Here is a 25,818-nt window from a genome sequence, read left to right as displayed (position 1 = left end):
GGCAGTGATTTACCAAATATTGAAAATGAAAGAGAAAGAAAAATGACAAAAGTCATCGAGAGTGAACTTCTCGATGGCTTTTGTCTACAGTCTGAGGCTAACTAATAGTCTATTAGTTAGCCTTTCTCTTTAACTACTTTTTTTCGCGTTTTTCATTATAGTCAACCCAGAAATCTGCCCCTTTAATGCCTAGTTTACGAGGATCAAAGACAGGATCTTTTCCTTCTTTTTTCTGTTTCTCGTAATCTTTTAAAGCCACAATAGCTGGTTTCATGATAATTAAAATAGCCAGAACGTTAATCCATACCATTAAACCAAGACCTACATCCCCCATTGCCCAGGCCAGTTCAGACGTACGGACTGTACCATAGAATGCTGCACCTAAAATGGCAATTTTCGCAATCCAAATGAAAATCTTTTCGGTACCACCTCTAAATAGATAAGCAACGTTTGTTTCAGCGATATAGTAATAAGCCATAATCGTTGTAAAGGCAAAGAAGAATAGTGCAATGGCTACGAATGGTGCACCAAATCCAGGTAATGATGATTCAACTGCATATTGTGTATACGCAGCACCTTCTTGAATACTTTTAGCAAATGTCATTTGCTCATCACCCGTTAAGCCATCTTTATTGAATTCCCCAACATGAATAAATGGGTCTGTTCCTTCAGCCGCCTTTTCATCTTGTACATTGTACATACCAGTAAATAAAATCATAAAGGCTGTAGCTGAACAAATTAATAATGTATCAATGTATACAGATGCTGCTTGGACAATCCCTTGTTTAGCAGGATGAGATACTTCAGCTGCGGCAGCAGGGTGTGCCCCCGTCCCTTGACCTGCCTCGTTTGAATAGATTCCTCTTTTAACACCCCAAGCAATTGCAGAGCCAATAATACCTCCGAAAATTTCTTGTGCCCCAAATGCACTTGAGAAAATTAAAGCAAAGACAGATGGAACCTCTGAAATATTCATAGCAATAATAATAATAGCCATAATAATGTAAGCTAATGCCATGAAAGGTACAATAATTTGAGCAGCGTTTGCAATTGATTTAACGCCCCCAATAATAATGGCACCTAATAAAACAACAATAATAAGTCCTGTAATCCAAGTTTCAAGACCGAAAGCGTTTTCAACAGCTCCCGCAATGGCATTAGATTGCACTCCTGGCATGAGTATTAACATTGCAATCAAAGCAGCTATAGCAAAAATCACTGCAAACCATTTTTGACCCATTCCTTTTTCTATGTAATAGGCCGGTCCACCACGATATTCAGTATCTTTCTCTTCTTTATAGATTTGAGCTAATGTTGACTCTACATATGCGGTTGCCGCACCAATGAAAGCGATTGCCCACATCCAAAAGACAGCACCAGGTCCCCCCATCCCAATTGCTGTTGCAGTACCGGCGATATTTCCTGTACCCACACGACCTGATAATGCGATAGACATTGCTTGGAAGGAGGAAATCCCCTTTTCTGATTTCTCCCCTTTAAACATTAATACAAACATATCTTTAATATGCCTTACTTGCAGGAACCTCGTAATGACTGAGAAAAAAAGCCCAATCAATAAGATACCATAAATAAACCACGGGCCCCATAAAATGTCATTTATCTTACCAACAACTATATCCATTTTACCCCTCCAATTTGGATTACCTTACTTTAAGTCACTATATTATTACACTTTTCAGAAAATTACAATATTATATTTGAGTAACAATATTTAAGTAGATATCCTATTATTTGGAAGGTTGGGAACCTATTTTATTATATAGCCAATTCGTCTAAGGGCATTGTTGATAAAATCTCGAATATACATAAAAATCTCTTCACGCTCTACTTCATGAAATAAATTGTGATAACAATTTGCCCATTCTTTAAACTGGAACTCCGTCAGCTCCTGTTGATGAAGCCAATTTCGCGTTTGTCGAGTCTCCGTAATTTTATCTTTTTCAGCCGTCATAATTAACATTGGCATATTAGGAAATTCTTCCTTAGGCAACATGACTAAATTTTTCATCATCTGTTGAAGCTCTCGATACCATTTCACTGACACAACAGACATGAACGGTACATCATCCTTCATTTCTTCTCTACCTTCCACACTACGCGTTAATTTCTCAAATGTCAGGTCATGTGTCAATTTAACATTTGCTGTTAATGCACTCAGACTTGTTAGAGCATTTGATAATTTACCTGGTAATAGCTTTAATTGGAGCCAAGGTGATGTCAAAATAATACCTGCGCACTCATACTTTTTCTTTTGCATTATATGAAGAACTAATGTCGCGCCTAGTCCATGCCCTATTATAAAGGTTGGTAAATTATATGAAAATGCATTCTCAACCAGATTTCTTGTATATTTATTGTACAATTTGAAGTCCTCATCATGGACACGGGCAAACCTTGCATTCACGCCATGATTCGGTAAATCTCCCATGACTATGTGGAAGCCTTCCAATCTTAATTTCTCTATAAGCCATCCATACCAACGGTGATTTTCATAAGCACCATGAAGAATAGCAATCACAGCCTTTGCTTGTCCTTCAGCTTCCCATTTCCACATTCACATAGTCCTCCTAAAAAATAATTACACTTTGATTATATCGAAATAACAGCTCATTTTAATTTTATATTTCCTTAAAGTTGCGTATTTGATACGATAATACTACATCTATAGAAAGAAAAGAGGCGATTCTCATGATTTATCCTTTTAAAGATAAAATACCAAAGATCGATCCATCTGTTTTTATTGCTGATTACGCAACAGTTACTGGAGACGTAACAATTGGAGCTGAAACAACTATTTGGTTTAATACTGTTATACGCGGCGACGTTTCTCCAACAATTATTGGTAAGCGAGTAAGTATCCAAGATCTCTGTTGCTTACATCAAAGTCCTAAGTTTCCACTCATTATTGAAGACGAGGTAACGGTAGGACACCAAGTAACTTTACATAGCTGTACAATTCGAAAAAATGCCTTAATCGGTATGGGCTCCATTATATTAGACGGAGCAGAGATTGGGGAGGGTGCATTTATTGGAGCTGGGAGTCTAGTGCCTCCTGGTAAAGTCATTCCTCCAAATAGCTTAGCATTAGGTCGTCCAGCCAAGGTTGTCCGAGAATTAAACGACGAGGATAAAGAGGATATGGAACGTATCGTACGTGAATACGCAGAAAAAGGTCAGTATTATAAATCTCTACAAAAGTAAAAACTTACAAAGAAATTTAATAATCATAAAAAAATCCCTCGCTTCCATGACAATTAATTGTTCAAGGAATAATGGTGAGGCATTTTTGCGAAAAAACAAAAGGGGCAGCAATGCCCCTTTTGTTCATAATACATTAGAATAATTTTCTAACAACTTTAGCACTTTAGCACAATAGTTTACAGACGTGCTTTTACGCGTAATGCGTCAGCTTTATCAATTTGTTCCCATGGTACATTTAAATCTGTGCGACCAAAGTGACCATAAGCTGCAGTTTGTTTGTAGATTGGTCGACGAAGATCAAGCATTTTAATAATCCCTGCTGGTCGTAAATCAAACAGCTCACGTACCCATTCTACAATTTCGCTTTCCTTCACTTTTCCTGTACCAAATGTATCAACAGCAATGGAAACAGGTTGTGCAACTCCAATTGCATAAGCAAGCTGTACCTCAGCGCGTTCTGCTAAGCCAGCTGCTACAATATTTTTAGCTACATAACGTGCCGCATATGCTGCTGAACGGTCAACTTTTGTTGCATCCTTACCAGAGAACGCACCACCACCGTGACGAGCATAACCGCCGTATGTATCAACAATGATCTTACGGCCTGTTAAACCAGCATCTCCTTTTGGCCCACCGATTACGAATCGGCCAGTTGGATTGATAAAGTATTTTGTGTTTGCATCTAATAATTCGCTTGGCACAACAGGCGCAATTACGAATTTTTTCAGGTCAGCTTGAATTTGTTCAAGTGTTGCATCTTCATCATGCTGTGTTGAAATAACAATTGTATCTACACGTACAGGTACGTTATTATCATCATATTCAATTGTTACTTGTGTTTTACCATCCGGACGTAAATAAGCTAGTTCACCGGACTTACGAACTTCTGTTAAACGACGTGCTAATTTATGTGCTAAGCTAATTGGTAGTGGCATTAGCTCAGGTGTTTCATTACATGCATAACCAAACATTAAGCCTTGGTCCCCTGCGCCAATCGCTTCAATATCTGCGTCTGTCATAGAACCCTCACGAGCCTCTAAAGCTTGGTCAACACCTTGAGCAATATCAGGAGATTGCTCACCAATCGCTACAAGTACCGCTAAGTTTTCAGCATCAAAGCCATATTTACCGCGTGTGTACCCGATTTCTGCCACAGTATCACGTACGATACCTTTGATATCTACATAAGTAGAAGTAGTAATTTCTCCTGCTACTAATACTAATCCTGTTGTTACAGTTGTTTCACACGCCACACGTGCATTTGGATCTTCTGCTAAAATAGCATCTAAAATGGCATCCGAGATCTGGTCACAAATTTTATCTGGATGTCCTTCTGTTACACTCTCTGATGTAAACAGTCGACGGTTTGTCATTTAGTTTTCCTCCTATTACTCTTACAAAAAAAGTATTTGTGTTTGAATACGGTACTCATTACCCATGTCAAGTCCGCTCCTAAGGATTGAACTTTCAAGCCGTTGTTGCTGTCATTTCACTTTCGCGAAAAAACAACTACTACTTTTAACACGAGGATTTCGAAAGATCCGCCATTATTATAATAAGGAAAGAACTACATATACTTACCTTTACATTGATTTTTAACAATAAAAAAATCCTTTTCTCACGTTACTATACATGAGGAAAGGAATAATGACTTCTTAACCTTTCACTCTTATCGTTCAAGGGAGTTTCCCCTTGCATCAGGTTGGCACCAACGCATGTCGTGAAATAGTTCATGCAGGTTGCCGGGTTTCACAGGGCCTGACCCTCCACCAGCTCGGGATAAGAGTATCCGTTCATTTTCATGTTACTGAAAAGGTCGAACGTTGTCAAATATTTTCTTATGTATTACTGTATAGAAAGGAAGGAACAATTAATAATCATAAAACTTTTCATACTTGGATGATGATGTAAATAGAAGCAAATTAATCCCTACAACATACCTAGCATCTTGTGGTAACATATGTGTGGTTCAAATTTTAGCCAATTTACTGTAGGATTGAATGTTTTCTACTCGAAAAACATTATTTTTTGTCAGTTTATTGAAAAGTCATAAAAACTCTAAAATAATTTCTTAATTAGTATAGATTATTTAAGCAATTGTGTTATACTATTTTTGAAATTAAGAAAAAATCCCTCTAAATCAAGGGAATACTATAAAAAAGGATGGTATTTAATCGATGAATTCAGTAGAAATTGCAAACGAACTGAAGGAATTATTAAGCGGCGGTAACATTAATGTTCAACTTTCAGTACCACAATTAGCAGAAAAAGCTACATCTCGTGGTGAGGCAATGTTAACAGTAGATGGCGCAGTTCGTGCAGAAACTGGCAAATACACTGGTCGTTCACCTAAAGATAAATATACGGTAGAAGAAGAAAGCACAAAAGATCAAATTGACTGGGGTAAAGTCAATCAACCAATTTCTTCTGAAGTGTTCGATAACCTGTATGTAAAAGTAATAAAATATTTAAAAGAACGTGATGAATTATTCGTATTCAATGGCTTTGCTGGCGCGGACAAAGATTCACAATTAAGCATCCAAGTAATTAATGAATACGCTTGGCACAACCTTTTCGCTCATCAATTATTTATCCGTCCAACTAAAGAAGAATTGACTTCTCATGTTGCAGACTTCACTGTCATCTCAGCTCCTAACTTTAAAGCAGATCCTGCGGTTGACGGTACTGCTTCTGAAACATTCATCATCGTATCACTTGAAAAGAAAATTATCTTAATTGGTGGTACTGAATATGCTGGTGAAATGAAAAAATCTATTTTTGGTATCATGAACTACTTATTACCACAACAAGGTATCCTTTCAATGCACTGTTCAGCAAACGTTGGTGAAGCTGGCGATGTGGCATTATTCTTCGGTCTATCTGGTACTGGTAAAACTACATTATCTGCTGATCCAGATCGTATGCTAATCGGTGACGATGAACATGGCTGGTCTGATAATGGTGTATTCAACATTGAGGGTGGTTGCTATGCAAAAACAATCAACCTTTCTGCTGAAAAAGAACCAGAAATCTACAATGCAATCCGCTTCGGTTCTGTTTTAGAAAACGTAGCTGTTGATCCAGAAACTCGTATTTGTGACTATGATGATGGTTCATTAACAGAAAATACACGCGTAGCATACCCAATCCAATACATCGAAAATATTGTTGATCCATCTGTTGCAGGTCATCCGAAAACAATCATCTTCCTAACAGCTGATGCATTTGGCGTATTACCTCCAATCAGCAAATTAACAAAAGAGCAAGCAATGTACCACTTCTTAAGCGGTTTCACTTCTAAACTTGCTGGAACTGAACGTGGTGTAACAGAGCCAGAACCAGTTTTCTCTACTTGCTTCGGTTCTCCATTCCTTCCACTTCCAGCAACAGTTTATGCTGAAATGTTAGGTCAAAAAATTGACGAGCATGGTGCACAAGTATTCCTAGTGAACACTGGTTGGACTGGTGGCGAATATGGTACTGGTAGCCGTATGAAACTTTCTTATACACGTACTATGGTTCGCGCAGCTATCGATGGCAAATTAACAAATGTTGAAACGACACAAGATGCTGTGTTTGGTTTACACATTCCAACAGCGGTTGAAGGTGTACCTTCAGAAGTATTAAACCCTCGTGAAGCATGGGCAGATAAAACTGCATACGATACAAAAGCTGCTGAACTTGCAGGCTTATTCAACGAAAACTTCAAGAAATTCTCAAACGTTTCTGAAGCCATCACTACACTTGGTGGACCATTAAAATAACGACTAGATAAAAGACAAAGGGAACGATATGATTCGTTCTCTTTTTCTTTGCCATGAATGTAAGCTAATATAGGGAGATACATATGAAAAGAAAATATAAATTACTAGTAACAATCATAACGATTTTATTTGCTTTATTTATAGGTGCTGGTTTTTTTGCAGGCAACTACTTTTATAATCTCGCATTAAATCCTGATACTGATAAAGCAGCAGTTTTAGATGCACCCCATAATGTAATCGATATCAATTCAAGTGAAGCTAAAGAAAAAGAGGAACGTAAGCAATGGTTTAACAAGCATTATGAAGAGTCAACGATTCAATCTTTTGATTCTCTTAAATTGCATGCTTACTCAATCCAAAATAGTCATCCCACTAACAAATGGGCAATTATCTTCCATGGCTATTCAAGTGATGGTACACAAATGACCAAGTATGCTAAACATTTTTATGATATGGGCTATCATGTGCTCATTCCAGATGCGAGAGGACATGGCCAAAGTGAAGGTGATTACATCGGCATGGGCTGGCATGATCGTTTTGATGTTGTTTCATGGATTGACAACATTGTAAGCTTGAATGAAAATGCTGAAATCGTTCTATATGGGGTTTCAATGGGTGGAGCCACTGTAATGATGGCTTCAGGCGAGGATTTGCCCACAAATGTTAAGGCAATCATTGAGGATTGTGGTTATTCTTCCGTATGGGATGAATTTTCCTATCAATTGAAAGCAATCTTTCACTTACCTTCATTCCCAATTATGCAATTCTCTTCGGTTGTTACTAAACTAAAAGCAGACTATACATTGGGTGAAGCTAGCGCAGTGGAACAAGTAGCAAAATCGAAAACCCCCATGCTGTTTATTCATGGAGACAACGATACTTTTGTCCCTTCGACGATGTTGAGTGACGTATATGAAGCAGCAGATGTACCGAAGCAAAAATTAATCGTGGAGGGTGCTGGTCATGGTGAGGCAGAAAGTGTAGCTGGCGAACTTTATTGGGAAACTATTCAACATTTCTTGGAAAGTTACATGAAATAATCATTACCACTTAATAGATGCCCCTTACTTTAGAATATACCTATTTGTCTCAGGACAGTATTCTAAGGTAAGGGGTTTTTATTTTTTCTATTTACTAGTGTTGCTTCATCCATTCACAAAGAGCACGTACTGTTTCACGATTTTTAGCCGGTGGGTATTGATGCGCAAAATGAAGGTCATACCATGTTTCGTATGTCTTATTAGCATCCTCTAAGAAAAATGCCAGTTGTCTAGCATGCTCTATATCCACATTCTCATCACGATAGCCATGAATAATTAACACTGGGGCTGTTATATGTTCTATTTCGAACAGGGGCGTGCGGGCATCATAGGCTTCTGGTACACGGTTCGGTGTTCCTCCGATAACGCGTTTCATCATTCGTCGCATATCTGTACGTTCCCAGTAAGTGGCCGTTGCATCAGAAACGCCAGCCCATGTAACAACAGTGGTAATATCCCTTCTTAAAATAGCTGTCCACAGAGCCATGATACCTCCACGTGAAAAGCCAAAAACATGTATATTGTCATTGCAAAATTGCTTCAGTACATCCACCGCATAGACAGCATCATAACGGTCTGCTCCCGCAAACTCGTCTCGACCTTCCCCACCTCTATTCCCACGATAGTATGGTGCAAAAACGATAAAGCCCTGTGCAGCAAATTGGGCAATACGTGAGGGTCTTACCATACCAATACTTTGCATCCCCCCTCTTAAATATAAAAAGCCATCATATGTACCCTCTGTCCTTGGCTCTGCTAAAAGTCCTTTGATCCGCAAGCCCTGTGACATATAAGTTATTTCTGTTAATCGTATGGCTGGATTGGGTGAAGGATAGGCACGCTTTTCAACGATCTCACCATTGTTTGTCACATTGTTTCAACTCCTCCAGCATTTTCTTCATTCCCTCATCTTTCATATGAAAGCTCAAGTTTGGATGATAGGCGAATTCTTCATCAGATAACCACAGCATACCCGATGTTTCTAAATCAAATTCAATGTCCTCCTGCCCCGCAAACTGTGCAGTAAAAACCGTTTTACAAAATAATATGTCATCATGAACCGCATATTCTGCGAACCATTGAAGATTTTTCACACGGACACCAGTTTCTTCAAATACTTCTCTTATTGCTGCGTCCTCTAATGTTTCGCCTTCCTCTAATTTGCCCCCTGGCACCTCTACGCCACGTCGTTTATGAATGGTACATAGCCACTTATTTTCATGCTTTAAAAAAACAAGGACGTGTTTGGGTTCTACGTCAAATTCACCTCTCGTAAAACTCAAATCGACGCGCAGGCCATGTAAATCTGTAAATGTTAACATATCTTCAACCTCACGTTCTTTCATGTTGAATAACAGAAGTCACTTATTCATTGCTTTTATGTTATGGACATAGTGAATTCTTGATTCCTGTATTAATGGGATTGCATTTTCAGTACAAATCATTCAATTCCCTCTAGGTTATCTATGTTAACTATAGTGTAATCAGACAAAGACAAGCAACTTTAAATACCGTTAGAATCAGCAAAAAAGCGTGCTTCTAATGAAGACACGCTTTTATTTAAATTACTTGCTGACCATCGAAATAAACAATGGGGCTTTTCACTACACAATCAATATGAACATCTGCAGCATTTGCTCCGCCGAACGGAACATTGCTACCAAATGCAATATGGATTGTCCCATAGACTTTCTCATCTTCCAGTACATTGCCACATAAAACGGCACTTTTGTTGGCTCCAATGCCAAACTCTGCAATGATTCGACCGTTTCCTTCACCAAGTAACTCTAGTAATCGAGGACCATCAGGACCGATTGCCTCTATTAATCGCCCGTTGGATATTTTCAATAATAATGGTTCCTGTAAGACACCAATATTAGCAATTGAACCATCCACTACTATTTCACCATTCGCAGATGTTTCTACTGGTGCAATGTAAGATTCTCCCGAAGGAATATTGCCATACTCCCCTGGTTGACGAATAACGCCAGTTGAACGAATTCCTAAACGGTTTTCCACACTGAATGTTAGCTCATGGCCATCTTTGACGATTTGAATACCTGTAGCCTTATCAAGTAGCTGGACATATTTTTCTACCATAACCTCTATCTCGTGCGCATCTGCATGAAGCGCGCCTTGTTCAAGCATCTCCAATGTAACACCTGGCATTGTCGCTACACGTCCACCTTTTTCACAAGCATTTTTGCGAGCCGCTGTATGTGTCAAAGAGTGAGTGGTCATACAAAGTGTGACATCTGCATTTCCCATAAGCGATGAAACTGCATAAATAGGCTCTTGCCCTGATTTTTCCAATAAAGGCATAACCAGAAACATCGTTTTAGCTGTTATCGTTAGCCCCGCCTCATAAAAAATTTTCGCTATATCTTGCTTTTGAATATCTGTCAGAATTAAAAGAGTTTCTGATGATTGAACATTTAAATTACCTTTTAAAATATTGAGTGCAATGTCATGTAAATGTTGCATACTAGTACTCCTTAATTAAAATTTAAATGATATCTACGAATGATTCCTTCTATTTCATTTCTAGCCTCTGTTAAAGGTCCCAAAACTTCTGGTACACGTTGTTCTGTAAATCGATAAATAGGACCCGAAACAGTAATAGAGGCTACGACCTTTTCGTCACTATTAAATATAGGCATAGCAAGTGCCAATACATCAACAGAATATTCACTGTTACTGAGCGCATACCCACAGCTACGAATTTTTTCAAGCTCTGACCTTATTTCATTTGCATTCGTCATTGTATTATTTGTATAAGCAGTTAGTGGTTCATCAATAACCTTGGAAATTTGCTCTTCGCTAAGGAAAGCAAGCATCGACCGATAGGAAGCGCCTACATAAAGTGGAGATCTACTTCCTCTTGAAACCGTAAATTTCACCTTATTCACAGGTTCTGCTTTTAGTAAAGTTAACGCTTCCAATCCATTCAAAACTGTAAAAATGGCAGTTTCACCAGTGACATCCTTTAAGTTATCCAGAACAGGCATACATAGCTGATCTATGTTTAATGAATCATACATATTCATACCAATTTCCCATAATGCAATACCCAAGGAATACTTTTTTGTTACAGGATCTTTTGTAATAAATCCATTATTCTCAAATGTTTCAAGAATGCGATATAAATTTGTATGATTCATGTTCATCGCCATTGCTAACTCTCGACCGCCCCATGTGGGCTTTTCTTTTGTAAACATTTTTAAAACCGCAATTGATAAATTTAACGTCTTTAGCATTTCTCTCATCCTTCTGATCTATTTATCTGCACAAACGGCTGCAAGTCCCTCTCTTAAGGGGGAAATAATTGAAGGATTTAACAGCCGTAAGCACCTGATATCACTTTATCAAAAGTAAGAGAGTAGCTAATCTCTTACTTTTGATAGAGGAAATCAACAGCAGCAGTAATATATACTTTTGCACAGCGTACGATATCCTCAACACGCACTTTTTCATTATAACCATGAATACTCGGTAAATAAGCCGGCCCATACTGTAAAACCGGAATATCATATTGTCTGAAATGCCGAGCATCACTGCTTGCCCATTGCATAACACCATATGCCTCAAGCCCTGTTACAAATGAAATATTTTCTACAATCGATTGGCAAACAGGATTATCAGCAGGGGTATAATTAGCTACACTTTTGAAGCCAAAACGTCTGATCGAATACTCAATGTCCAAGCCATCTAATTTATTCTTCAAAATTTCTGTTACCTCTTCTTGTGTAATGCCAAATGGTAAGCGACAATCGACCTGTACCTTACAATAATCTGGGATAACGTTGGACTTCGTACCCCCCTCAATTGTACCAATATTTACAGTAATTTTCTCTAGTACTTCTTGATATTTCAAGCGATCTTTCTCCACTTCACGCATGTATTTTTTAGATACTTCTATAAGTGGCTGCACCTCTTCAGGAATGGCTATTTCCATATCCCATAGTGTGCGAATTTCTTGTATAGCTCTGATTGCATCGTTAATCGCATTACGACCTGCTAAAGGAGATAAACTTCCATGTCCAGGCTCCCCGTGCACTTCTAATTCAAACCAATAAGATCCCTTTTGGCCAATGGTTGGATTTAATGGAGATGAAGGCTCTGCGATTAAGCAGCCATCGCCTCTCACCAAACCACGCTCTAACAGCCAAGGAACACCATATTCGCCACCTGTTTCTTCATCAGGTACAATGGCTAAGGTTAATTTCCCTGGCAATTCAACATTCATTTCCTTAAGTAGTTTTGTTGCAAAAATAATACCTGCTAAACCCGCTTTCATATCACTTGCACCACGACCAAGCATCCAGCCATCCTTCACTTCCCCTGAGAATGGATCAAAATCCCATTTTGATAAATCACCAACAGGCACAACATCTGTATGACCACAATAAACGAGTTCTTTTCCGTCAGCACTTCCAATAGAAGCTACTAAATTAAACATTTTATCCGCAGCCTCATATTTTTGAAAAGTTATGCCTACATCATTTAAATAATTCTCGATAAAAGCTGTTATTTCGGTCGTATCACCTGGAGGATTGACACTTGGAATTTGAATGAGTTTCGAACAAAAATCAATTAACTCTTCTTGATGATTTTCCACTGCATCTACTAATTGCCTTTTAAGTGCTTGTAAATCATTCATGTGCGTGTACCTCATTTCCTTTAGTTTGTAAGTGCTTCATGCTTCCATATAAATTTTTCATATGACTAAACTGCTTTTCATCAAAGAAGGTGCATTTATGAGCCCCATACGTTTTAGCTACTTCTAAAACAAATCGAACAACATTTTCTACATCTGTAACATGTGTTGCACCCGTTGCACAGCCTGCTACGACAGATTCTGTCGTGATAGCTACACCTACAACAGGACTTGATGTTGCCACAGCGGGTTGTAAAATACTATTGATGTGGAATAAACCATTACCATATGGAGTGATGTCTTGCATTGTAATCGGTAGCACAACTGGTGATATACCTGCTGATTGCGTGTAAATTTGTAGTAAATCATCACTAATTTTTAATATGTAACCTTCTTTGACTGTCGGTGTAATGGCAAATCCTTTATGGTTACATACTTGATTACCTTTCGTTGTATCAATCGAGAGAATGGCATCCATTGATTCTTCCACTTCATTTTCGTTCATTACACTAATATCTACTGGAGAATTCATAAATGGCACTGGCTCATGTGGCAAAGTAGGTGCGGTTGGACAAATATGCGTTGAGAAAATAACATCTCCCTCTAACTGGTCACCTTTTAAAGTCATATCAATGGCTTTTGCTGCGCCAGCCATACAAGCTAGTGCACCATCACCATCCGATACAAAGCCCGTCATTTCAGGACGTGCCCCGATGCCTCCTAAACGACCGATGATTCCTAATGTAGGCGCATCGCCACCTGAAGATTTTCCGTTCTTTCCTTTCACTAGAACGCGGACAAAATCGGTTGAGCCATTTTCACCTTTAATTGTTTTTACTACTACATCTGCAGTTGGATTAATATTGTGTAAATACTCTTTGATAACCTCACCATTTACATAAATACTATCCATTAACTCGTATAATTCAATAACATGCTTCAATGACATAATTAGTCCGCTCCTTTTTCTACTTGAAAATTTTGTTCATTACCATTTTTAAGTATTTCGACTATGTTGTAGATACTTCTTGCTGAATAGCTTTAAATAAGTGACATGAAACTTGATGGGTAGCTGTCACTGTATCGAGTGTCGGTTGTACGTCTGCACATTTTTCTGTGGCGAAACGACAACGTTTGTGGAAGGCACAGCCACTCGGAGGATTCACAGGACTTGGAACATCCCCTGATAAAATAATTCGTTCCTTCGCATCAAAAGGGTTTTCCTTAGGAATGGCCGATAACAAAGCCTGTGTATATGGATGTTGAGGGTTATCATAAATCTCCCTGTATGTGCCAATCTCCACAATTTTGCCTAAATACATCACGGCAATCCGGTCACACATATAATTCACAACATTTAAATCGTGTGAAATAAAAATATAGGTTAAACCAAAATCTTTCTGTAAATCTTTTAATAGATTGATCACTTGTGCTTGTACAGATACATCTAAGGCAGATACAGGTTCATCACAAACAACAATATCCGGTTGGAGTGCGAGAGCACGTGCAATATTGATGCGCTGTCTTTGCCCTCCTGAAAATTCATGTGGATGACGTTTTGCATGATAAGCACTCAACCCTACTGTTTCAAGCAATTCAATGACACGCTTTTTACGTGATGTTTCATCGCCTATACCATGTATCACTAATGGTTCTGCAATTAGATATTCAATCGTTCTACGAGGATCCAACGATGCATAGGGATTTTGGAAAACCATTTGTATAGATTTTCGAGCAGAGCGGATATCCTTCGTATTTAAGCTTGCTAAATCGGTTCCCTTAAACTCAACGATGCCCTCTGTTGGTGAAATTAACTGGTTGATTAAACGAGCTACTGTCGATTTCCCACAACCAGATTCGCCCACAATCCCAAGTGTCTCTCCCTTATATAATTCAAAACTTACACCATCTACTGCTTTCACAAATTGTGTAGTCTTTTTAAAAGGAATTGAACTTTTAATGGGAAAGTGCTTTTTTAAATTACTGACCTTTAAGACCAACTCATTGGGCTGTTGCATTAAAAATCCCCTCTTTCCGTGCGACAATTTGATCTTTTGATTGCAAATGGCAAGCTACAAAATGATTGTCTTGTACTTCCACTAAATCGGGCACTGTCTGTCGGCATACATCCGTTGCTAACGGGCAGCGAGCTGCAAAATGACAACCACTATGTGGCATCGTTAAATCGGGTGGGCTACCTGGAATGGCTGGCAATCTCTGTTGCCCTTGTGTACCCATTGTAATTTGAGATTCTAATAACCCCCAAGTATATGGGTGTAATGGTTTTTCGTAGAGCTGTCTTGTTGTAGTAGACTCCACTGTACGACCTGCATACATGACATTCACTTTGTCACAAAGCTCCCAGACAACCCCTAAATCATGCGTAATCATAATAATGGCTGTATCGTGTTCTTGCTGTAACTTTTTCATCAAATCAAGAATTTGAGCCTGCACAGTTACATCCAATGCTGTAGTTGGCTCATCGGCAATAAGTAGCTTCGGATTACAAGCAAGCGCAATAGCGATCATGACACGCTGACGCATCCCACCTGAAAATTCATGAGGATACATTTTCAAACGTTTTTCTGGCTCTGGAATACCTACCATTTTCAGCATATCAACAGCTTTTGTAGCTGCATCTTTCTTGGATATATTTTCATGAGCTTGGATTACTTCTATAATTTGATTGCCCACCGTTAAAACGGGATTCAAACTTGTAATAGGGTCTTGAAAAATCATTGACATTTCATTACCTCTGACATTTCGCATTTCCTTTTCTGAAATCCCCATTAAATCGCGCCCATTAAAGTAAATATTTCCGTTCGTTATTTTTCCTGGCGGAGATGGAATTAATCGCATAAGAGCAGTGGCTGTAACACTTTTTCCTGATCCAGACTCGCCAACAATCCCTAGTGTTTCCTTCTTATTTAATTGTAAATTGACTCCATTAACAGCTTTCATTGTAGAGCCGCCACTTTTAAATTCTACTGTTAAATTTTCTACATCTAGTAAACGTTCAGTCATGACGCCACCCCCTTCCATTAAACTTTCATTTTCGGATCTAATGCATCACGCAATCCATCCCCTAACAGGTTTATACCTAGAACTGTTAATAAAATACAGATACCTGAAAATGTCGCCATTTGAGGATTTAATACTAAAAAGTCTTTGCCATCTTTTAAAATACTCCCCCATGAAGCTGTCGGAGGCTGTACCCCTAATCCTAAAAAGCTAAGTGCAGCCTCCGAAATAATAGCGCCTGCTGTACTCATCGTTCCATAGACGATTAAGGGAGCTAAGCAGTTGGGTAATATATGACTAAAAATAATTCGTGTATGTGTAGCCCCTAAAGAATGTGTTACCTCAATAAATTCTTCTTCTTTCACACTTAAAACTTGCCCACGAACAAGCCTTGCAAATCCTGGGATATTGGCAATACCAATGGCTACAATAACGTTTACAAGCCCTTGCCCTAACACCGTCATAAGCGTAATAGCTAGCAGAATGAATGGAAAGGCAAAAAGGCCATCCATTGTACGCATGATAATCGAATCGCTACGACCTCCAAAATATCCTGCAACAAGACCGAGTAATGTCCCAAATACAGCACCAAACAACACTGCTGCAATCCCGACAATCATAGATATTCGGGTACCATAAACTAAGCGACTAAACAAATCTCGTCCATAGTTATCCGTTCCAAGCAAATGCCCTTCCGTATTCATAGGTAAAAATGATTTACCAACAATCATTTCATTTGGTGGATGAGTAGCAATCAATGGGGCGAAAATAGCAACAATGGCCATCAAAGATACAATGATTAACCCAATTGTTGCTAATTTATTTTTCAGCAACTTTCGCAACAATATATTTCTTTTTCTAGTTTCATTGACAATTGCTTGCGTCATTGTTATTTCTTCCCTCCATTCGATTCTAGATTGACCTTCGGATTTACAACCTTATAAAGCACATCAACTATTAAATTAACTAGGACAAAGATAAACGCAATGAAAATAACTGTACCTTGTACGACTACAAAATCACGTTTATCAATGGCATCTACAATCAGTCGTCCCATCCCAGGCCAACTAAAAATCGTTTCTGTTAAAACCGCACCACCTAATAAATTGGAAATTTGCATACCTAATACCGTTAAAATTGGTGTTAGAGCATTTTTAAAGGCATGCTTCCCAATAACCAAATATTCTTTAATACCTTTAGAACGAGCTGTTTTAATATAGTCTTGTGAAATTACCTCTAACATACTCGAACGTGTAATACGTGCGAATGTCGCCATCGGAATTGTTGCTAAAGCAAAGGCGGGCAAAATCAAATGCTTCAAATAGGGCCATAAGCCTTCACTGATATTCCCCATCCCGGTCGCAGGAAACCAACCAAGATTGACACTAAAGAATAAAACAAGCATGATCCCCAACCAAAAAATTGGCATGGATACTCCGACTAGTGATACAAGCATGACAACATAATCAACAATTGTGTTTTGCTTTCTAGCTGCCAATATACCTGCTGGGATTCCTATCACGACAGCTATTAACAATGCGGCTAACGCGAGTATGACTGTATTAGGGAATCTTTCGATAATAAGCCCAAAAACAGACTCACTATATGAATAGGAATAGCCCAAATTTAACTGCGCTAAGTCCCCTACATATGAAATAAATTGTGAGGGCATTGACTTATTTAACCCCAGCTCTTCCCTTAAATTCTCTACATCTTCCACACTTGCTTGTGGACCAAGCATGACAGAAGCCGGGTCACCTGGAATCATTCTCGTAATAATAAATACGATGATGCCAACCACTAACAGTGTTGGAATAAGGTTTATTAACCTTTTTAAAATAAATGAGCCCATCCTATTAAGACCTCCTTTTCATTATTAGAATCAGTGGTTCATATTGTGAATAACTAAATACTACACCTAGCTATAATTATTTGTAAATACATTTTTTCTGAATCTTTTTAATTTTTTATTTACTTTCTGTTTACAAATGTGCTACTTTTATTTCGAACCTACCATTTTTGAATCAACGGTTCATATTGTGAAACAATAACAAAGGAGGCTAGCACGGATGAAGAAAATAACCGTAAAAAAATCTTTACTACTATTCTTTTTAACTTTAATGATTGCTGTTTTAGCTGCTTGTGGTGGGAACACAGAGAAAAATAATTCTTCAGATGAAAAAGATGGAGAAGTTACTTCTGGAGGCTCATTAAATGTGGGTCTTTCAGCTAATTCCAAAACATTTGACCCTATCAAATATACGGGGGTTTATGAATCACAGGTAATGCGTCAAATGGGCGATACTTTAGTTGTTTATAACAAGGATCTCTCTGACATTATTCCTTCTTTAGCAACAGAATGGAAAGTTTCAGATGATATGTTAGTCTATACATTCAAATTACGTGAGGGTGTAAAATTCCAAAAAGGACAATACCAAGATGGTCGTGAAATAACAGCTGAGGATGTAAAATATTCACTAGAACGTTCCGCCAAAGAATCGGCTATGAATCGGCTAAGTGGTGTGACAGAGATTAAAGTACTGTCAGATTATGAAGTAGAAATTCATTTAGCTACTCCTAATGCTGCCCTACTTGCGATGCTGACAGATGCTGGTAATATCATTATTCCAAAAGAAGAGGTTGAAGGTTGGGGCGATAAGTTTTCTGAGCATTTCATTGGTACTGGTCCATTCCAATTAACTGAATGGAAAAAAGACCAAGAAGTAAAACTAGTACGCAATGAAAATTATTGGGGTGAAAAGCCACATGTCGACGATTTAACAATGAAGTTTATCTCCGATCAAAATATGATGACTAATGCATTACGTTCAGGTGATATTGATATCGCAATGGATGTAAAAGGCCAAAACCGAGAAATTATCAATCAAGATAGTAATCTTGAGCTTTTAACGAATCCAGGCTTATCCATTGTTTACCTTGATCTTAACAATAAGGTAGGACCAACTGCTGATAAACGTGTACGTGAAGCAATTTATATGGCAACAAACGTTGAGGAAATCATTTCTGGCGTTAACCAATGGGGTGGCGGTGATGTATCTTATTTACCATTACCTCCGGGTTCTTGGGGTTATGATAAATCTTTAATCGACATGGTACCGAAATATAATCCAGAGGAAGCTAAAAAATTATTAGCAGATGCGGGTTATCCTGACGGCTTCAAAACCGAGATTTATGTGTCAGAGGCACGTGTCCCTTACGCAACGATTTTCCAAAGTCAGTTGAAGAAAAATTTAAATATTGATGTTGAAATTAAAGTGCTTGAATGGGGTACTTACAGTGATACAGTAGCAAAAGGAAATGCCCCTATGAATATTGGTGGTTGGACTTGGTATCCTGATCCATATTTCTTCCTATACCAATTATTCCACACAAATCAAATTGGCGCTCTAGGTAATGGCAAAGGCTACAGTAATCCAGAGGTTGATAAATTATTGGAACGCGCTGTATCGGAAACAGTGGTACAAGAAGAACGAGCAAAATTATACCAAGAGGCTTTAAAACTAATATTAGCGGATGTTCCACGTATTGAGTTAGAAGCAACTCAAACAGTTGCAGGTGTAAACAAAAAAGTACAGGGCTTTGAAGTTTCTGCTGATAACTCTGTTCAAATTGTTCATCCAAACGGCACGAACGTATCAATTTCAAAATAATTCAACCAGAAAAGTGGAGATCCTTGTCTCCGCTTTTCTCTTCATAAGGAGAGATCTAATCTGATGACTCGATATATAAATGGGCTTGTATTTAACTCTGAAACTCGTAGCTTTAATAAACAGTCGTTTCAAGTGCAAGGGAAATACTTCGTACAAACAACAATCACTGCTGAGAATGAAATAAATTTAGATGGCTATTTTATTACTCCTGGCTTAATCGATAGTTGTTCACAAATTGGCTTAGCAGAAATAGGAATTCGTTGGGAAGGTGATGATAGCTATGAATTTGATTCACACTTACAATATTCAGTTGTCGATGGCATCTACCCGTTTGATGTAGCTTTTCAAAAGTCTATCTCACATGGGGTTACTGCATCTCATATTGTTCCCTCTCCCAAAAGCTTAATTGGTGCCAAAACGGCTATCATTCATCATACACATACAACGGTAGATGAAATGGTTATTGCAAAAGATATGGCATATTCCTTTTCTATTGGGCATCAGGCAAAGAGTACATTTTTTGCTGAAAAGAAAAAACCACTGACACGTATGGGTATTGCCAAAATCTTAAGGGAAACACTACATCAAATTCAACAGCAAGAACCCTCAATCCAGAAAATTGTAGTGCGGGCACATAAAGCAGTTGATATTGAACTGATTAATCGACTCCAACAAGAATTTCATAACGCTTTTGACTTTCATATTATTCATGGCACGGAAATTCCACTTCTTGAAGAGGCTTCTTTCCATACAGTGATTGCTGGACCGACATTCCGTTATATTGAGCATAATGAGATGATGGCGCTATCGCCGAAACTTTATAGTCAGCTATCTACCCTAACTATTCCATTTGTTTTTTGTACGGATCATCCTGTTAGTAGCACATCCCATCTAACTTTAGAGGGCTGTTTAGCTGTAAGAGAAGGTATGGCGCGCTCAGATGTTCTTTATGCATTGACAACGGGGGCTGCTAATTTTCTTGGCATTTCTCATAAAACAGGTGCTATTCATGATGGACTTTATGCTGATTTTGTAATATGGGATAAACATCCATTAAATTTAGATGCACAAGTAATTGCTACTTTTATTAAAGGAAAAAAAGTTTATGCAATGGAAGAGGGTATGTCAAAATGATAATTTATCACCATGCAACGTTTCTCACAGTCAATGAACATAATGATATTTTTGAACAGCTATGGGTTGAAGATGGTCGCATTGTGTATGTAGGTCCGTCCAAAGAAACTCCCCCACATGCGCAATTAATTGATCTACAGGGGGCATATGTGACACCAGGATTAATTGATATCCATGCACATGTCGGAACATGGGCGGAAGTAACCGAAGACATTAATGATGCCAATGAATATAGCGAACCATTTACGCCACTTATGCATGCACTAGATAGTGTTGATATTCGCCACTTCTCCTTTCAGCATGCACTTGAGGGTGGCGTGACGACGGTTCAAACTGGTCCGGGTAGTGCCAATGTTATTGGCGGTATCTGGAGTATCCTTAAAACAGCAGGTCCTACCCTTGCTTCTCGTGTCTTAGTAGAACGTAGCGGATTAAAAGGTGCGTTAGGTGAAAATCCAAAGAACGTCTTCGGTAATCAATATAAACGAAAGCCTATGACTCGTATGGCGATTGCTCAGCTGCTACGTGATGGGTTCCAGCGTGCTAGCCAACTCAATGAACAGGAACAAGCTGAACAAGTATACCAAAATTCTGAGTTGCGTCCATTTATTGAGGTACTCCGAGGTGAAATGCCCCTTCGTCTTCATTGCCATAGAGCAGATGACATTATGACTGCTATTAGAATTGCCAAAGAATTTAATGTGAAGCTCCATTTAGAGCATTGTACAGAAGGCTATCTGATAGTTGATGCAGTAAAAAATAGTGGATTCCATGCAACGCTTGGCCCTTATATGTTAACACCATCTAAATATGAAACACGCCATTCTACACCAGCGATTGCTGCCATTTTTAAAGAGCACAGCATTCCCTTTGCTATCATGACTGACCATCCTTTTGTACCGATTCAGTACTTAAAGTATTGCGCCACTGAAGCAATTCGTTATGGTTTAGATGAACAAACAGCTTTAAAAAGTATTACTTTAAATGCAGCTAAACTCGTACAGCTTGATCATCGTATTGGTAGTTTAGAGCAAGGCAAGGATGCTGATTTTGTTGTTTGGTCACATCCTATTTTTGAAACTGAAGCAAAGGTGCTACAAACTTATGTAAATGGAGAAAAATATTTCGAAGCGGAGGGAGCACATTGGAAAACTCAAAAATTGCCGTTGTAACCATAGGTCAAGCACCTCGCAAAGATATGGAGGAGGATATTCAGCAATTAAGACAAAGCGGTCTTCATGTACATGAATTTGGTGTCCTTGATTTCCTTTCACCAGCTGAAATTGCTGCGCTTTCTCCTTCACAGGAAGACACTGATGTTTTAGTGACTCTCCTTACAAATGGTCAACAGGTCAAGTTAAGTAAACAAAAGCTCATGCCCCATATTCAGCAATGCCTTCGTGATCTTCATGAATTCACTTGGGTTTTGCTGATGTGTACAGGAGATTTTACCAATAAACTAACCTTTAAAAATCTTTTACTACCTGATCGTATGATGACTAACTTAGTGAAGGGTTTACATACGGAATTAGCACTTGGTTTAATAGGTCCTGAGCCTGAACAACAAATAACAGTTGCGGAAAAATGGCAAAAAGCGCACTTTGACGTGAGCTTCTCGGCAAGTTCACCTTACTGCTTTAATGCACAAGATTTATTAGCAAAGGCACAGCAATTACAATACAATGGAGCTGATTTGCTCATTCTTGATTGTATGGGCTACTCCACGCACATGAAAAATATGATTAAAAATAAACTCAATATACCCATTCTCGTCCCACGGGAAGCTGTTTTTACGATAGTAAAGGCAATATGTTAATACCCTATGCAGAGGTGATTGATTTTCACCGAGAGTGGTGACACTCGAAGTGAAAATCAACCTTTGCTGATTTTACCTCGTTAGACACGCTTGTTAAAATAGGGAAGCTGCTCAACGAATGCCTTCGTTTCCTCATCCCCATACTCATGAACTAATGCATAAATTTTCATCAATCTTAAATCGATTTCATCATTTTCTCTATCTAAATGATATTGTATATACGGTAACTGTGCACGCCATGCATTGGAGATCTCTAACAACTGCATTTGCTGAAAAATTCTCTCAAAAACATCTAGTGCTTGTCGATCCACATTGAGTTCAAAATTCCACGGTCCTGCATATGGATTAGTATAATAGGTTCTATTGGCAAGGGAAAAATACACACGTTGACGATCCATCTTTACGATTCACTCCTTTTCCCATAGTATGGAGAGAAAGGTGTTGTTTTATTCCCTGGAATGTCAAACTTCCTTCACAATTAGAATGACCATATAATTTATAATAGGTATGGTGAACAAAGAACGGAGTGAGTATTATGAATTTAACTACGCTCTTAATCGTCGCAATCATCATCGTTATTATTATCACCATTGCGACAGTTATCAGTGTCAACCGTGCCTATGCCTTTAAACATACCGTTGATGAAAAACCGAAACAAAGCTATCATCAAGAGGAGAACTAGCAAGTCATTCATTATTTATAAATTTTATTAATCGAATTTGGAGTGAAAGCAATGGGTGTACCATTACCAATTATCATTATGATTGCTATGATGATGTTAATGTTCGGTCTTTCTGTCATTTTCATTATCAAGAAAAAAAATAATATCTTCACACAAACAATTGACGCAAAGTCAGAACCAATTACATCGGAGCAAAAGGAAGAACAACGATGAAATATCCCTTTATTTGGCTCATTCAGTTTTACAGAAAATTCATCTCACCTATGACGCCACCTACTTGTCGTTTCCATCCTACATGCTCTTCTTATGGCCTCGAAGCTTTTCAAAAGCATGGAGCACTAAAAGGGTTCGTTTTAACCATTACTCGTATATCCAAATGCCATCCATTTCATCCTGGTGGCTTTGATCCTGTGCCTGAAAAATGGCCTTCGAAAAAGAATTAACTTTCGGAGGTCATTTTTTCTTGTACTTTTTGAAGTTGTGCGTTATTATAATAAATGTTCTAAAAAATAAATCGTAATGGTTACTATTTAAGAAAGGAATCTTATTATATGAAAAAAGTTTATGTATTATTACTAGTCACAATTCTTGCCCTATTTACCGCTGCTTGCGGAGACAAATCATCCACTTCTCAAAAATCTTCAAATGAGAAGGATAAGTTAACAATTTATACAACTGTTTATCCTTTAAACTATTTTGCACAGCGTATTGGCGGTGATTTTGTCGATGTCTCTTCTATTTATCCGGCCGGTGCCAATGAACACACATTTGAACCAACTCAAAAAGATATGATGAAATTAGCAGATGCCGATATCTTTTTCTATATTGGCTTAGGACTAGAGGGCTTTGTTGAAAATGCTAAAAAAACATTAGCGAATGAAGATGTCACAATGGTGGCAACTGCCGATGAAGTTTCAGATGAAAAATTAGCTACAAGTACAGGTCATGTTCATCCAGAAGAAGATCACCATGATCATGCTACAACAGAGGAAGAACACGATCATGCGGAAGAAGAACATGGACACGATGATCATGAGCATGGCGATATAGATCCTCATGTTTGGCTGTCCCCAACAATTAGTCAGGATTTAGCTCTTGCTATTAAAAACACGTTAGTGGAAAAAATGCCTGCTCAAGAATCTACTTTCAATCAAAATTACGAAGCATTGGTAAAAGAGTTACAAGATTTAGATAGTGATTTTAAAGCAATGGCTGGTAAAGCACAAAATAAAACATTTTTTGTATCCCATGCGGCATTCGGCTATATTGCAGGTCAATATGGTCTAACGCAAGTACCTATTGCTGGCTTAAATTCTCAAAATGAACCATCGCAAAAAGAACTAACAACGATTGTAGATAAAGCTAATGAATTGCATATTCACTATATTTTATTTGAGCAAAATGTATCATCTAAATTAGCAGAAGTCATTCAAAAAGAAGTTGGTGCAGAATCACTTGTATTGCATAATTTGAGTGTGTTAACAACAGATGATGAAAAAAATAATGAAACGTACTTCACATTAATGAAGAAAAATATTCAAACGTTAGATAAAGCTCTAAACGTTCAATAATACGAGGAAGGAGGTGCCCCGAAATAATGGGACACCTCCTTTATTATGACGTATTTTTCTTGCGGCATTCGTTTTTCCGTTCGCTCAATAGTTATTAACCGCTTCGTTGTTTCGGATATAGTGAGATGAACGCCTTTTGAATGAGGCACTAAGGAAGTCACTAAACTTTCTACTAAAATCATTGCCCATTCATTAAAGTCAAACCGGACTATAGTGTTTGGATCATTTTGTTTTTGTGTGACAACCTTTGTAGGCTGCTCAATTAATGATCTGATGGCCTGCCTATTTTCTTGAATTATGGATATACCCATATTTGAATTGAAACTATCTCGTAAAGGTGTTGTTAAACTTTGACTTTTTGTTATTTCCTGTATCTCAGAAAATTTCTCGCTTGTTGCAGCAGGGAAGCTTGCATAATCCCAGGTATGGTCTTGCGATAGCTGGCGATCCGATACTAAGAAATATTGATAACGCACTTCCCCCTTACGATCAGGTAATGGATCATCCCACGTCACATCAATATGATACCAAGCACCATCAAGTTTCACTAATACCCAGGCATGGAGCTGCTCGCCTACTGTTCCAGGTACATATTGCACCTCAAAGCCCAACATTTCTAACATTCGATAAAGCACTAATGCATATGCTTGGCAGACTCCCTTATTTTCCGTCAGTAGGGTATAAGGGGAATATTGACTTCCTTCCGTTTCCTTGGAGTATTCCGCAGTTAAAACAATAAAATCATGTGCAGCCTGTAATTTTTGTATGTCACTTAATCCATGCATTGGTGCAATAATATTCGTCAATGTTTGCTCTACAAATGCTTCCTCTGTTTGTGAAATATGATAGGTAAATGTAAAGGCAATAACAATATTATTGTTATAACCATCATACTTCCATTTAAAACTAGAAATATTAGTATAAATATAAGAGTTTTGAATCGCACCTTTCGTAATGTCTGTTAGTTCATCTTTTATATCAGATATGTCACCCGTATAGTGAATAGAAAATTCAGTTGATAGCTGCATAACTTCTTTATTTATGAGAGATTGTAGTGTATTAATTGAATGAGCAGTTGCTACATCATCTTTTTCATAGTTTGCAAAAACTTGCACATGACTCATTTGTAGAACAAATAATATAATGACAACATTATATATATATTTCCTCATATGAGTCATTCTCCTTTACTAAATAGTTTATGCCTCTCTTTGTTTATTATGTTAATGAATGATTAATT

Annotated in this window: 26 protein-coding genes and 1 riboswitch; of the genes, 11 read left to right on the top strand and 15 right to left on the bottom strand. The window is 38.1% G+C overall.

Annotation, left to right across the window (positions count from 1 at the left end):
* Window positions 1–133: 133 nt before the first annotated feature.
* A complete protein-coding gene (locus tag AO843_RS20215; protein WP_054612874.1) occupies window positions 134–1,642 on the bottom strand; it encodes an alanine/glycine:cation symporter family protein in 1,509 nt (502 codons plus the stop codon).
* A gap of 126 nt (window positions 1,643–1,768) precedes the next feature.
* Complete coding sequence (locus AO843_RS20210) at window positions 1,769–2,575, bottom strand: alpha/beta hydrolase (protein WP_054612873.1); 807 nt, start codon at window positions 2,573–2,575, stop codon at window positions 1,769–1,771.
* A gap of 134 nt (window positions 2,576–2,709) precedes the next feature.
* Here AO843_RS20210 and AO843_RS20205 point away from each other — a divergent pair, with 134 nt between their 5' ends.
* The gene (locus AO843_RS20205; protein ID WP_054612872.1) at window positions 2,710–3,222 is read left to right on the top strand and encodes a gamma carbonic anhydrase; all 513 of its coding nucleotides are present in this window, start codon (window positions 2,710–2,712) and stop codon (window positions 3,220–3,222) included.
* Between the two features lie 176 nt (window positions 3,223–3,398).
* On the opposite strand, the gene metK is transcribed toward AO843_RS20205, so the two are convergent.
* The gene (metK, locus tag AO843_RS20200; RefSeq protein WP_054612871.1) at window positions 3,399–4,595 is read right to left on the bottom strand and encodes a methionine adenosyltransferase; all 1,197 of its coding nucleotides are present in this window, start codon (window positions 4,593–4,595) and stop codon (window positions 3,399–3,401) included.
* Window positions 4,596–4,888: 293 nt separating this feature from the next.
* Window positions 4,889–5,008, bottom strand: a riboswitch (SAM riboswitch).
* 391 nt (window positions 5,009–5,399) lie between these two features.
* Here metK and pckA point away from each other — a divergent pair.
* The gene (gene pckA, locus AO843_RS20195) at window positions 5,400–6,986 is read left to right on the top strand and encodes a phosphoenolpyruvate carboxykinase (ATP) (RefSeq protein WP_054612870.1); all 1,587 of its coding nucleotides are present in this window, start codon (window positions 5,400–5,402) and stop codon (window positions 6,984–6,986) included.
* Between the two features lie 83 nt (window positions 6,987–7,069).
* Complete coding sequence (locus AO843_RS20190) at window positions 7,070–8,026, top strand: alpha/beta hydrolase (protein WP_054612869.1); 957 nt, start codon at window positions 7,070–7,072, stop codon at window positions 8,024–8,026.
* Window positions 8,027–8,120: 94 nt separating this feature from the next.
* Here AO843_RS20190 and AO843_RS20185 read toward each other — a convergent pair whose 3' ends face one another.
* From AO843_RS20185 to AO843_RS20140, 10 genes are all read right to left on the bottom strand, one after another.
* Window positions 8,121–8,897, bottom strand: coding sequence for an alpha/beta hydrolase family protein (locus tag AO843_RS20185; RefSeq protein ID WP_054612868.1), 777 nt, complete (start codon window positions 8,895–8,897; stop codon window positions 8,121–8,123).
* Complete coding sequence (locus tag AO843_RS20180) at window positions 8,881–9,348, bottom strand: NUDIX domain-containing protein (RefSeq protein ID WP_054612876.1); 468 nt, start codon at window positions 9,346–9,348, stop codon at window positions 8,881–8,883. The genes AO843_RS20185 and AO843_RS20180 overlap by 17 nt, the downstream gene beginning before the upstream one ends.
* A gap of 238 nt (window positions 9,349–9,586) precedes the next feature.
* Window positions 9,587–10,510, bottom strand: coding sequence for an aminopeptidase (locus AO843_RS20175; RefSeq protein ID WP_054612867.1), 924 nt, complete (start codon window positions 10,508–10,510; stop codon window positions 9,587–9,589).
* A gap of 11 nt (window positions 10,511–10,521) precedes the next feature.
* Entirely contained in the window at window positions 10,522–11,283 is a 762-nt protein-coding gene (locus AO843_RS20170) for an IclR family transcriptional regulator (RefSeq protein ID WP_054612866.1), read from the bottom strand.
* A gap of 134 nt (window positions 11,284–11,417) precedes the next feature.
* A complete protein-coding gene (locus AO843_RS20165; RefSeq protein ID WP_054612865.1) occupies window positions 11,418–12,686 on the bottom strand; it encodes a M20 family metallopeptidase in 1,269 nt (422 codons plus the stop codon).
* Entirely contained in the window at window positions 12,679–13,632 is a 954-nt protein-coding gene (locus tag AO843_RS20160) for a DUF1177 domain-containing protein (protein WP_054612864.1), read from the bottom strand. The genes AO843_RS20165 and AO843_RS20160 overlap by 8 nt, the downstream gene beginning before the upstream one ends.
* Before the next feature lie 61 nt (window positions 13,633–13,693).
* Window positions 13,694–14,701, bottom strand: a complete 1,008-nt coding sequence (locus tag AO843_RS20155; protein ID WP_054612863.1) for an ABC transporter ATP-binding protein — start codon at window positions 14,699–14,701, stop codon at window positions 13,694–13,696.
* Complete coding sequence (locus tag AO843_RS20150) at window positions 14,685–15,707, bottom strand: ABC transporter ATP-binding protein (protein ID WP_054612862.1); 1,023 nt, start codon at window positions 15,705–15,707, stop codon at window positions 14,685–14,687. The genes AO843_RS20155 and AO843_RS20150 overlap by 17 nt, the downstream gene beginning before the upstream one ends.
* A 17-nt stretch (window positions 15,708–15,724) precedes the next feature.
* Window positions 15,725–16,591: an ABC transporter permease gene (locus tag AO843_RS20145; protein WP_054612861.1), complete on the bottom strand. Its 867-nt coding sequence runs from the start codon at window positions 16,589–16,591 to the stop codon at window positions 15,725–15,727.
* A 2-nt stretch (window positions 16,592–16,593) separates the two neighbouring features.
* Entirely contained in the window at window positions 16,594–17,556 is a 963-nt protein-coding gene (locus AO843_RS20140) for an ABC transporter permease (protein ID WP_054612860.1), read from the bottom strand.
* A gap of 217 nt (window positions 17,557–17,773) precedes the next feature.
* Here AO843_RS20140 and AO843_RS20135 point away from each other — a divergent pair, with 217 nt between their 5' ends.
* From AO843_RS20135 to AO843_RS20120, 4 genes are all read left to right on the top strand, one after another.
* Window positions 17,774–19,375 carry an ABC transporter substrate-binding protein gene (locus AO843_RS20135; protein WP_054612859.1) on the top strand — a complete coding sequence of 534 codons (1,602 nt, stop codon included), beginning with the start codon at window positions 17,774–17,776 and terminating at the stop codon, window positions 19,373–19,375.
* Window positions 19,376–19,438: 63 nt separating this feature from the next.
* Window positions 19,439–20,509 carry an amidohydrolase family protein gene (locus tag AO843_RS20130; RefSeq protein WP_054612858.1) on the top strand — a complete coding sequence of 357 codons (1,071 nt, stop codon included), beginning with the start codon at window positions 19,439–19,441 and terminating at the stop codon, window positions 20,507–20,509.
* Complete coding sequence (locus AO843_RS20125; protein WP_054612857.1) at window positions 20,506–21,681, top strand: amidohydrolase; 1,176 nt, start codon at window positions 20,506–20,508, stop codon at window positions 21,679–21,681. The genes AO843_RS20130 and AO843_RS20125 overlap by 4 nt, the downstream gene beginning before the upstream one ends.
* Entirely contained in the window at window positions 21,654–22,325 is a 672-nt protein-coding gene (locus AO843_RS20120; protein WP_054612856.1) for an AroM family protein, read from the top strand. Before AO843_RS20125 ends, AO843_RS20120 begins: the two co-directional genes overlap by 28 nt.
* An 80-nt stretch (window positions 22,326–22,405) precedes the next feature.
* Here the strand turns inward: AO843_RS20120 and AO843_RS20115 are convergent, their stop codons facing one another.
* Window positions 22,406–22,723 (bottom strand): hypothetical protein, encoded by a 318-nt coding sequence (locus AO843_RS20115; protein ID WP_025117462.1) that lies wholly within the window; start codon window positions 22,721–22,723, stop codon window positions 22,406–22,408.
* Window positions 22,724–22,860: 137 nt separating this feature from the next.
* Here AO843_RS20115 and ytzI point away from each other — a divergent pair, with 137 nt between their 5' ends.
* The 4 genes from ytzI (at window position 22,861) to AO843_RS20105 (ending at window position 24,578) form a co-directional block, all read left to right on the top strand.
* The gene (gene ytzI, locus AO843_RS24645; protein ID WP_156313999.1) at window positions 22,861–23,007 is read left to right on the top strand and encodes a YtzI protein; all 147 of its coding nucleotides are present in this window, start codon (window positions 22,861–22,863) and stop codon (window positions 23,005–23,007) included.
* Window positions 23,008–23,058: 51 nt separating this feature from the next.
* Window positions 23,059–23,220 carry a hypothetical protein gene (locus AO843_RS24940; protein ID WP_197278968.1) on the top strand — a complete coding sequence of 54 codons (162 nt, stop codon included), beginning with the start codon at window positions 23,059–23,061 and terminating at the stop codon, window positions 23,218–23,220.
* Window positions 23,217–23,450 (top strand): membrane protein insertion efficiency factor YidD, encoded by a 234-nt coding sequence (gene yidD, locus AO843_RS20110; RefSeq protein WP_054612855.1) that lies wholly within the window; start codon window positions 23,217–23,219, stop codon window positions 23,448–23,450. The genes AO843_RS24940 and yidD overlap by 4 nt, the downstream gene beginning before the upstream one ends.
* A 108-nt stretch (window positions 23,451–23,558) precedes the next feature.
* Window positions 23,559–24,578 (top strand): metal ABC transporter solute-binding protein, Zn/Mn family, encoded by a 1,020-nt coding sequence (locus AO843_RS20105; RefSeq protein ID WP_054612854.1) that lies wholly within the window; start codon window positions 23,559–23,561, stop codon window positions 24,576–24,578.
* Here AO843_RS20105 and AO843_RS20100 read toward each other — a convergent pair.
* On the bottom strand, window positions 24,572–25,750 hold the full coding sequence (locus tag AO843_RS20100; protein ID WP_054612853.1) for a transglutaminase domain-containing protein: 1,179 nt from the start codon (window positions 25,748–25,750) through the stop codon (window positions 24,572–24,574). The genes AO843_RS20105 and AO843_RS20100 overlap by 7 nt on opposite strands.
* Window positions 25,751–25,818 lie beyond the last annotated feature (68 nt).

Source organism: Lysinibacillus sp. ZYM-1, assembly GCF_001308875.1.
In the GTDB taxonomy this organism is placed as follows: domain Bacteria; phylum Bacillota; class Bacilli; order Bacillales_A; family Planococcaceae; genus Lysinibacillus.
This window is presented reverse-complemented; position numbering and strand designations above follow the sequence as displayed.